This is a genomic window from Aeromicrobium sp., from assembly GCF_049586495.1.
Taxonomy (GTDB): Bacteria; Actinomycetota; Actinomycetes; order Propionibacteriales; family Nocardioidaceae; genus Aeromicrobium.
The window spans coordinates 1-9,690 of the sequence record NZ_JBAVCB010000155.1 but is presented as its reverse complement, the minus strand read 5'-3'; the positions used below and the strand labels follow the sequence as shown (position 1 = coordinate 9,690).

The following is a 9,690-nucleotide window of genomic DNA, read 5'->3' as shown; positions in this document are numbered from 1 at the left end:
GGCGAGGCGCCCGCGGCTGCTGCATGCCCTGGGTGGACGAGAACGGGTTGTTGCCCGGACGAGCGCTGCCGCCGGGACGGGGTCCGGGGGCAGGCTTGGGAGCCGAGCCGTCGGACGCGGCAGGAGCCTCAGGCTCGGCGACCGCGGCGCCAGGCGTGGCCGATTCGGCCGCTGGCACCTCAGGCGCTGCCACCTCAGGCGCTGCCACCTCGGGGTCTGGGGCCGGCGCGGGCGCACGCGGACCGGGAATCGGCCCGCTGCGTGCAGCGGGTGCCTGCGGGGATTCTGCCGGATCAGCGGACTCAGCCGCAGGTGCTGTCGCCGGCTCCGCAGCAGGCTCCGCGGGCGCGGGGGCCTTGGGAGCGGCCTTCTTCGCGCTCTTCTTGCTGGCCAAGGCGGCCAGCGCGTCGCCGTGCTCTTCCTTGAGGCGCCGGATGACGGGGGCTTCGACGGTCGAGGATGCCGACTTCACGTACTCACCCATGTCCTTGAGGGTGGTGAGGACGACCTTGCTCTCGACGCCGAGCTCGCGGGCGAGCTCGTGGACTCTGACAGCCACTATTTCTCCTTCGGGTGGCCCGATCCGAAGGAGGATCAGACCCTAGTTGACGAACGAACTCATTGCGGAGTACTCATCGGTTTTCCATGAGCGGATGCTCCGATTCGGGTCGGGGACCGCCGGTCGGCGATCCATTCGGGTCATGCAGTGGTGTGGGTGCGGCGATGAACCGTGTGACGGGTTCCAGGTCGAGCGATCCAACGGTACGAAAGGCCCGGCCCCACGCCTTGCGACGTGTCGCCAGCTCCAGACACCGGTCCGTGGGGTGCAGGTGCGCCCCTCGTCCCGGCAACGATCTGTGCAGATCGGGGGTCACGACCGTGGTCGTGGACCCCTGAACGGCAACGAATCGCACCAGAGTGGTGACATCCGCGCGCTCTCGACAACCGATGCACGTGCGGACAACCGGTCCCACCCTACCCGTTTCACCCAATCGAGTCCCCATCGGTGCCGGACCCGGCAGGAGCCGTGTCCGAGCGGATGTCGATGCGCCAACCGGTGAGCTTGGCAGCCAGGCGGGCGTTCTGACCCTCCTTGCCGATCGCGAGGGACAGTTGAAAGTCGGGGACGACGACCCGCGCCGATCGAGTGGCCGGGTCGATCAGCGTGACGCTCTTGACCTGCGACGGCGACAACGCGTGGGCGATGAATTCGGCCGGGTCCTCGCTGAAGTCGACGATGTCGATCTTCTCCCCGTGCAGCTCGTGCATCACCTGGCGGACCCGCTGGCCCATCGGGCCGATGCACGATCCCTTGGCGTTGACCCCTGCGACCGTGGCGTGCACGGCGATCTTGGTGCGGTGGCCAGCCTCCCGGGCAATCGCGGCGATCTCGACGGAACCGTCGGCGATCTCGGGTGCCTCCAACGCGAACAGCAGCTTGACCAGATTCGGGTGGGTGCGCGACACCTTGACCCGCGGTCCTCGCATGCCCATCTCGACGTCGTACACATAGGCCTTGAGTCGCTCGCCGTGCGCGTAGCGTTCCTCGGGAACTCGCTCATTGGGCGGCAACGTCGCCTCGATCTTGCCGAGGTCGAGGCGCACGTCGCTGGCGTCGCGACCCTGCTGGATGACACCGGACACGATGTCGCCGACCTTGCCGGAGAACTCACCGAAGTTCGACTGATCCTCGGCGTCGCGGATGCGTTGCATGATCAGCTGACGCGCCACGGTGGCTGCGAAGCGTCCGAAGTCGTCGGGCGTGTGGTCGAACTCGGGCGTGAACCGGGGCTCAGCGGGTGCGCCGTGACCGACGTCCTCAGTCTCGGTCTCGTCCGTGCCGTCGTCGCTCGGCGCCTCGGTCGGCTCAGCCTCAAGACGCTCCTTGGCCCAGACCGTCACGTGCCCCGAGGTCTGGTTGAGCTCGACGCGCGCCACATGATGGGCGCCTGCCGACTTGTGATACGCCGACAGCAGGGCCGTCTCGATCGCATCGACGACGACGCTGACCGGGATTCCCTTCTCTCGCTCCAACATGCGCAGGGCGGACATGTCGATGTCCATTTCAGCGGTCCTTTCCGGTGGAGGCCGGCTTGCTCAGCTCGGCCTGGATGACCGCCGACTCGATGTCGGCATAGTCGATGCGGCGAACGCCCGCCTTGGTGATCAGGTCGGCTCCGCTGGCATCGCTGTCACCGATACGCCCCTCAGTGACAGCACTCTTGACGCGTCCCTCCGACGCGGTGCCCTCGGTCAGTCGAACGCGGACGACGCGGTCCATGTTGCGGCGCCAGTGTCGTGGCGCGGTGAGCGGGCGGTCGACACCGCGCGAGGTGACCTCGAGCGTGTACGGGGCCGAGCCCATGACGGCGTCGTCGGCGTCCAGCACCTCCGAGAGTGCCCGCGTCGCGGCGGTGATGTCGTCGATGCCGACACCGCCGTCGGCGTCGATCGCGACGCGCAGGACCCGGCGCTTGCCTCCGGAGGAGAGCTCGACGGCCTCCAGGTCGAAGCCGAGCTCGGTCACACATGCCGTGACGACCGCTTCGTATCCCTCGGTCATGCGACACCTCCGTGTTCTGTTGTCGACCCCGACAGGGGTCTCGGTGCGCCATCGACGCGCCTCCCGGACAGCCTAGCGAACCAGATGTCGATTACCGTGGCGACCGTGGTCAGTCGCCGTTCACTGTTGCTCGGATGCACCACTGTCGCGGTCGCCGGCGCGGGGATCGGTGGCGCCGTGGCCACCGACCGACTCGACGACGCTCTGCGCCTGGTCGGTGTCACGCCCAAGCCAGAACCCGATGCGGGCGATCTTCGGCTCACAGCACGAGCCCGAGCCGACGCGGAGGCCCTGGTGGCGCTGGCGGCCGTCGCGCAGGCCCCTGCAGACGTCTTGGTCGCGCTGACCGCGCAGCGCGATGCGTTGCCCACCACGTTGCCCGACGCGTCAGGCGTGACCGGCGATCTCGATGCCGCTTGTCTTGCCGTTGCGGACTCCCGCGCAGCCGATGCGCTGGCCGCGGTCTCGACCGACCTGGCCCAGGTGCTGGCCTCGATGGCGGCCGGCCTCGCCCAGGCGTCCGTCCGCGTGGGGAGCCCCTCATGATCGAGAGTCGCAACGCGGCCCTGATCGCCTGGCTCGCTCTGGAGCGGGAAGCCGTCTGGTTCTATCCCTTTGTCGGTGCCCGGGTGCCGGATGTGGCCGACCGCGCCCGATCAGCTGCCCGAGCCCACGCCGTCACCCGCGATCGACTGCTCGGGTCTGTTGTCGACGACACCACGACTGTGCAGCCGAGCTACGACGTCGGCACGATCGACACCGAGGCCAACGCCTCGTCCGCGGCCCGGCGCCTCGAGCAGCGCATCCAGGCCGCGTGCCTGGCCGTCGTGGCTGCGTCGACCGGTGATGACCGCGAGGTTGCCGTGTCTGGTTTGCGCACGGCGGCGACTGACGAGCTTGGATGGTCGGGCCGAGCCCGCGCCTTCCCCGGGATGGCTGATTGATCCGACAGATCAGGCCAGCCGCGCGACGAGGTCGCTGATCGCGACGTCTTCGCGATCACCGGTTGCACGGCGCTTGAGCTCGACGACACCGTCGGCGACACCCCGCCCGACCACCACCGTGATCGGCACGCCAATGAGCTCCGCGTCCTTGAACTTGACGCCGGGCGAGACCTTGCCGGGGCGGTCGTCGAACAGCACGTCGAGACCGGCCGCCTGCAGATCGGCGTAGAGCCGTTCGCCTGCCTCGACGATCGACGGGTCCTTGCCGGCGACCACGAGGTGGACGTCGAACGGGGCGAGCTCGGCCGGCCACGCCAGCCCGAGATCGTCGTGGGCGTACTCGGCCACCGCGGCCACGGCACGCGAGATGCCGACGCCGTACGAGCCCATGGTCACCGTGACCAGCTTGCCGTTCTCGTCGAGCACCTTCAGGCCCAGCGCCTCGGCGTACTTGCGCCCGAGCTGGAAGATGTGGCCCATCTCGATGCCACGGGCCAGGGACAGCGGTCCCGATCCGTCCGGCGCGGGGTCGCCGGCGCGCACCTCGGCCGCCTCGATGCTGCCGTCCGAGGTGAAGTCGCGGCCCGCAACGAGGTCGATGACGTGCGACCCGGCGACGTTGGCTCCCGTGACCCACCGGGAGCCGTCGGCGACGCGCGGATCGGTCAGGTAGCGGATGCCGGACTCATTTTCGGTACCCAGTGCGCCCGGCCCGATGTATCCCTTGACCAGCGCGGGGTGGGCGGCGAAGTCCTTGTCCTCGAAGGGCTCGACCTCGGCCGGCGCGACCTGGGTCTCAAGGCGCTTGGCGTCCACCTCACGATCGCCCGGCACACCGATGGCCAGGGGCTCGCGCGTGCCATCGGGGTTCCGCAGCACGACCAGCACGTTCTTGAGCGTGTCGGCCGCGTGCCACGGCCGGTCGTCGCGCGGAAACGCCTCGTTCAGGTGGTTCACGAGGGTGTCGATGGTGGGCGTGTCCGGGGTCTGCTCGGCGTGCGCGGCCGGGAGTCCGTCGAACGTCACCGGGTCGGGCGCGACGGTGGTGACCGCCTCGACGTTGGCGGCGTACCCGCCGGCGGAGCGCACAAAAGTGTCCTCGCCCGTCTCGGAGACGGCCAGGAACTCCTCGCTGGCTGATCCGCCCATCGCTCCGGAGTCAGCAGCGACGATGACGTACTCGAAGCCGAGTCGCTCGAAGATCCGGACGTAGGCGTCGCGGTGCGCCTGGTACGACGCCTCGAGGCCGGCGTCGTCGACGTCGAAAGAGTAGGAGTCCTTCATGATGAACTCGCGTCCGCGCAGGATGCCGGCGCGCGGCCGCGCCTCGTCGCGGTACTTGGTCTGGATCTGGAACAGGCTCAGCGGCAGATCCTTGTACGAGGAGTACAGGTCCTTGACCAGCAGGCTGAACATCTCTTCGTGGGTGGGCCCGAGCAACATGTCGTTGCCGCGGCGGTCCTTCAGCCGAAAGAGGTTGGGGCCGTACTCGGTCCACCGGTCAGTGACGTCGTAGGGTTCGCGCGGGAGCAGCGCCGGGAACCGGACCTCCTGGGCGCCCATGGCCTCCATCTCTTCGCGGACGATGGCCTCGACCTTGGCCAGCACCCGCAGGCCCAGCGGGAGCCATGAGTAGATGCCGGGAGCGACGCGACGGATGTAGCCGGCGCGAACCAACAGCTTGTGGCTGGGCACCTCGGCGTCGGCCGGATCGTCGCGCAACGTACGAAGGAACATCCGGGACATGCGCATGGGCCGACCCTATCGGCGCGCCGTCGGTCAGCGGGCGCGGGCGGCGCGCAGCGCGATCCGTACCAGCGGCACCTGCAGCGGCAGCCGTGCGATCAGCGCACCCACGTGCCACCACGGACGGTTCTGTCGTACGGCGTCGACCGTCATCTGGACGTTGGCCGGCCAGACACCGATCAGCAGCGCGGTGGCCGTCGCTCCCCCGAGGCGCTGGGTCGCCGGAACCATCAGCAGGCCGGCGGCCGCAATCTCAACCGCGCCCGACACGAGGACCAGCTCGTGCTGGTGGGGCAGCGCCTCCGGAACCATCGAACCGAACAACTGGGGCCGGACGAAGTGCAGGACGCCCGCGCTGGCCAGCAGTCCGGCCAGCAGGACGCGAGGTCGCCGTGCCGCGCTGGAGCTCTCCCTCACAGCAGCACCGAGGCGAAGGTCGCGGTCTGCTCGAACCCCACGCGCTCGTAGGCGCGGCGAGCCGGCAGGTTGTGATCATTGACGAACAAGGTGACCACGGGTGCGATGCTGCGGCGAGCCTGCTCCACCACAGCGGCCAATGCCCCGGCGGCAATGCCCTGACCCCGACGGTCCGGCCGCACGTAGACGCCTTGCAGCTGACAGGCCTCAGGCGAGACAGCGCCGATCTCGGCCTTGAACAGCACCGAACCGTCCTCGATGATCCCAAATGACCAGCCCTGTGCCACCAGCTGGGCCACCCGGGCCCGATAGCCGCCACCGCCGGCTTCGGGATCCACGCCCACCTCCTCGGTGAACATGGCAACGCTGGCGGGGTACAGCGTGTCGATCTCGTCAAGCAGAATACGTCGCACGCGTGGGTCGGGCTCGATCGCGCTGTCGGCCGACATCGTGAGAAACGGCTGATCCAGACGCGGAGAGCGCGCGGGACCCCACGACGGTGCGACGCGGTCCCACAGATGGAGCACCGGCGCCTGCGGGCCCACGATCGACGACGGGCGCGACGTGGCGTGGAGCAGCCGTTCGGCGAAAGCCTCGACGGCCCGTTCGGTCGCCTCGACCGGCACGATGTTGGCGCCGGCATGGCACGCCGACACCAGCGCGCCGTCCTCGAAGTACCCGAGCACCTGGCCTCCGAGCCACCGCTGGTTCAGGCGGGTGGCGTCCACGCGAGACCGGACGAACAGGTTCACCAGCGGATCGCGACGAATCAGCACGAGCAGGTCGGTCAGATCTTCCGGCCCGAGGGCTCGAAGAGTCGGCGTCTGCAGCATCTGGTCACACCTCCCGCCGTCTCGGTGGGGTCAGCCTACGACTGGGGGGATCAGCTGACGCTGACAGATGCCCCGCCGCCCTCGACCGGCTCCATGGTCTCGGCGATGCGCATGGCCTCTTCGATCAGGGTCTCGACGATGTCCTTCTCCGGAACCGTCTTGATGACCTCGCCCTTGACGAAGATCTGACCCTTGCCATTGCCGGAGGCGACACCGAGATCAGCTTCACGGGCCTCGCCGGGGCCGTTGACGACGCAGCCCATGACCGCGACGCGCAGGGGCACCTCGAGACCCTCGAGGCCAGCGGTGACCTGCTCGGCGAGGGTGTAGACGTCGACCTGAGCGCGCCCGCACGACGGACACGACACGATCTCGAGCTTGCGCGGGCGCAGATTGAGCGACTGCAGGATCTGGATGCCGACCTTGACCTCCTCGACCGGAGGGGCCGACAACGAGACGCGGATCGTGTCGCCGATGCCCTTGCTGAGCAGTGCCCCGAAGGCCGTGGCGCTCTTGATGGTGCCTTGAAACGCCGGCCCGGCCTCGGTGACTCCCAGGTGCAGAGGCCAGTCGCCACGTTCGGACAGCATCTCGTAGGCCTGCACCATGATGACGGGATCATTGTGCTTGACCGAGATCTTGAAGTCGTGGAAGTCGTGCTCCTCGAACAGCGAGGCCTCCCAGACGGCGGACTCGACCAGGGCCTCGGGGGTTGCCTTGCCGTACTTCTCGAGCAGACGCTTGTCGAGCGAGCCAGCGTTGACGCCGATGCGGATGCTGGTGCCAGCATCCTTGGCGGCCTTGGCGATGGCACCGATCTGGTCGTCGAACTTGCGGATGTTGCCGGGGTTGACGCGCACTGCAGCGCAGCCGGCATCGATGGCCGCGAACACGTACTTGGGCTGGAAGTGGATGTCGGCGATCACCGGAATGTTGGAATGCTGCGCGATCTCGGCCAACGCGTTGGCGTCATCGGTGCTCGGACACGCAACCCGCACGATGTCGCAACCGGCGGCCGTCAGCTCAGCGATCTGCTGGAGGGTCGCGTCGACGTCGGACGTGAGGGTCGTGGTCATGGACTGCACGGACACAGGTGCGTCGCCGCCGACGTCGATCGATCCCACCTTGATCTTGCGGGTCTTGCGGCGCGGAGCGAGCACCGGAGGCGGAGCCTCGGGCATGCCCAGAGAGATGGGGCCGGTCATGACAGCCGCACCGGGTTGACGATGTCTACGTACACGAGGATCACACTCATCAGGATAAGGACCATGCCCACGCCGTAGGCCACGGGCAGTCCCTTGGCCACGTCGACGAAGCCGGGATCAGGACGCCCGCGCAGCGTGGCCCACCCCCGACGCAGCGCCTCCCACAGCGCTCCGGCGATGTGCCCACCATCGAACGGCAGCAGCGGAATCAGGTTAAACATGGCGAGGAACAGATTCAGTCCGGCCAGCAGGGCGAGCACGCGTGAGCCGCGCTCGGCCCACGTGGGGTCGTCATACGTGACGAGCTCGCCGGAGATGCGGCTGGCACCCACGACGCCGATCGGACCGGCCGGGTCGCGCTCCGCCCCAAAGGCTGCCTTGGTCACGTCGATCATGCGAACAGGCAGGTGCACGATCGCCGACGCGGTGTCCTGGCCGTAGGTGCCGACCGTGGACAGGACATCGAATGGCGTGCCGCGTTGATTCTCGGTGGTGGGTTGGACACCGAGGAAGCCGACCTCGACGGTCTCGCTGGGATCGTCGAGATCGGCGCGCGCAATGACCGTGGGCCGGATCGTGACCTGCTCGGCCCGCCCGTCGCGCGTGTAGGTGAGCTCGGCGGTGTCGCTGCCGTTGTCACGAATCACGCGGGTGAGCTGATCCCACGACGTGATCTGCTGGCCGCCGAAGGAGGTGATGACATCGCCGGGCTGCAGCTTCGCGATGCTGGCGGGCGTCTCTGGATCTGCGGCGGTGCAGGCTCGGCCCTGCTCGGCATCGCTGATGGCGCAGTCCGAGACGGCCTGAACGGTCAGGGTGGGCTGGAGCGCGCCGAAGCCCATGATGACGATGCCAAACAGCACGACGGCGATGACCACGTTCATCATGGGGCCGCCGGCCATGACGATGACCTTCTTCCACCACGGCAGGCGGTAGAACAGCCGTGGCAGGTCCTCGTCGGTGATCGTGTCGTACTCGGCGTTGCGGGCATCGGTGGCCAGCTGGGTGAACAGTCCGGTGTTGGTGTCGCGCACCTCGTGCGGATCCTGGTCCTTGGCCGGGGGCAGCATGCCCACGAGCTTGACGTAGCCGCCGAGCGGAATCGACTTGAGGCCGTACTCGGTCTCGCCGCGCTTGGTCGACCAGATGGTGTTGCCGAAACCAACGAAGAACTGGGTGACCTTCACGCCGAACTTCTTGGCGGGATACATGTGTCCGAGCTCATGCAGACCGATCGACACGGCGATGCCGACCACGAAGAACAGCACGCCCAAGGCGTAGATGAGTGCGTTGTTCATCGGCGATCTCCCACACATTCTGTGGCCCGCTGGCGCGCCCACCGGTCCGCACCCAGCACGCTGTCGAGCGTGACCGAGTCGGTGAACCACACCGGATCGGCAAGGTGCTCGTCCAGAACTGCGGCCACCGTGTCAACGATGCCGAGGAACCCCAAATCTCCCGACATGAAGGCGTCGACGCAGACCTCGTTGGCGGCGTTGAAGACCGCCGGACCGGTGCGGCCGTAGGCTCCGGCGCGGCGAGCGACCGACACCGCGGGAAAGGCCACCTCGTCGAGCGGGAAGAACTCCCACGTGGTCGGGTTCGACCAGTCGCACCCCGGCGCGACGTCGGGAATGCGGTCTGGCCAGGAGAGGCCCAGAGCGATCGGCAGCTTCATGTCCGGCGGAGACGCCTGCAGCATCGTGGCGCCATCGGTGAACTCCACCATCGAGTGCACGATCGACGGCGGATGCACCACCACCTCGATGCGGTCGAAGCCGATGTCGAACAGCAGGTGGGCCTCGATGACCTCCAAACCCTTGTTGACCAGGGTGGCGGAGTTGATCGTGATGACGGGCCCCATGTCCCACGTGGGGTGGGCGGCCGCCTGCTCGGGCGTGACGTCGGCCAGCTGCTCGCGCGTGCGCCCGCGAAAGGGGCCGCCGCTGGCGGTGACGACGAGTCGTCGGATGTCGTCACGT

At 68.2% G+C, this 9,690-nt stretch carries 11 protein-coding genes and 1 pseudogene; 2 read left to right on the top strand and 10 right to left on the bottom strand.

All coding sequences use genetic code 11. The features are described 5' to 3' along the window. From WB508_RS08350 to rimP, 4 genes are all read right to left on the bottom strand, one after another. A partial coding sequence (locus tag WB508_RS08350) for a translation initiation factor IF-2 N-terminal domain-containing protein (RefSeq protein WP_423844424.1) occupies positions 1 to 559 on the bottom strand: 559 nt, incomplete at its 3' end. 73 nt (positions 560 to 632) lie between these two features. After that, the gene (locus tag WB508_RS08345) at positions 633 to 1,004 is read right to left on the bottom strand and encodes a YlxR family protein (RefSeq protein WP_423844423.1); all 372 of its coding nucleotides are present in this window, start codon (positions 1,002 to 1,004) and stop codon (positions 633 to 635) included. Continuing rightward, complete coding sequence (nusA, locus tag WB508_RS08340; RefSeq protein WP_423844422.1) at positions 985 to 2,064, bottom strand: transcription termination factor NusA; 1,080 nt, start codon at positions 2,062 to 2,064, stop codon at positions 985 to 987. Before nusA ends, WB508_RS08345 begins: the two co-directional genes overlap by 20 nt. A gap of 1 nt (position 2,065) precedes the next feature. After that, positions 2,066 to 2,563, bottom strand: a complete 498-nt coding sequence (gene rimP, locus WB508_RS08335) for a ribosome maturation factor RimP (protein ID WP_423844421.1) — start codon at positions 2,561 to 2,563, stop codon at positions 2,066 to 2,068. A gap of 84 nt (positions 2,564 to 2,647) precedes the next feature. Between rimP and WB508_RS08330 the strand changes: the two genes are divergently transcribed. Then, entirely contained in the window at positions 2,648 to 3,109 is a 462-nt protein-coding gene (locus WB508_RS08330; protein ID WP_423844420.1) for a hypothetical protein, read from the top strand. Then, positions 3,106 to 3,507 carry a DUF4439 domain-containing protein gene (locus WB508_RS08325; protein ID WP_423844419.1) on the top strand — a complete coding sequence of 134 codons (402 nt, stop codon included), beginning with the start codon at positions 3,106 to 3,108 and terminating at the stop codon, positions 3,505 to 3,507. The genes WB508_RS08330 and WB508_RS08325 overlap by 4 nt, the downstream gene beginning before the upstream one ends. 9 nt (positions 3,508 to 3,516) lie before the next feature. Here WB508_RS08325 and WB508_RS08320 read toward each other — a convergent pair whose 3' ends face one another. The 6 genes and pseudogenes from WB508_RS08320 to WB508_RS08295 form a co-directional block, all read right to left on the bottom strand. Next, positions 3,517 to 5,253, bottom strand: coding sequence for a proline--tRNA ligase (locus WB508_RS08320; protein ID WP_423844425.1), 1,737 nt, complete (start codon positions 5,251 to 5,253; stop codon positions 3,517 to 3,519). A 33-nt stretch (positions 5,254 to 5,286) separates the two neighbouring features. Next, positions 5,287 to 5,670: a DoxX family protein gene (locus WB508_RS08315; RefSeq protein ID WP_423844418.1), complete on the bottom strand. Its 384-nt coding sequence runs from the start codon at positions 5,668 to 5,670 to the stop codon at positions 5,287 to 5,289. Continuing rightward, positions 5,667 to 6,503 carry a GNAT family N-acetyltransferase gene (locus WB508_RS08310; protein ID WP_423844417.1) on the bottom strand — a complete coding sequence of 279 codons (837 nt, stop codon included), beginning with the start codon at positions 6,501 to 6,503 and terminating at the stop codon, positions 5,667 to 5,669. The genes WB508_RS08315 and WB508_RS08310 overlap by 4 nt, the downstream gene beginning before the upstream one ends. A gap of 50 nt (positions 6,504 to 6,553) precedes the next feature. Continuing rightward, positions 6,554 to 7,708, bottom strand: a complete 1,155-nt coding sequence (gene ispG, locus WB508_RS08305) for a flavodoxin-dependent (E)-4-hydroxy-3-methylbut-2-enyl-diphosphate synthase (protein WP_423844416.1) — start codon at positions 7,706 to 7,708, stop codon at positions 6,554 to 6,556. Then, a complete protein-coding gene (locus WB508_RS08300; RefSeq protein ID WP_423844415.1) occupies positions 7,705 to 9,006 on the bottom strand; it encodes a M50 family metallopeptidase in 1,302 nt (433 codons plus the stop codon). The genes ispG and WB508_RS08300 overlap by 4 nt, the downstream gene beginning before the upstream one ends. Then, a pseudogene (locus WB508_RS08295) lies at positions 9,003 to 9,690 on the bottom strand (1-deoxy-D-xylulose-5-phosphate reductoisomerase); the annotation flags it as partial. The gene WB508_RS08300 and the pseudogene WB508_RS08295, both read right to left, overlap by 4 nt.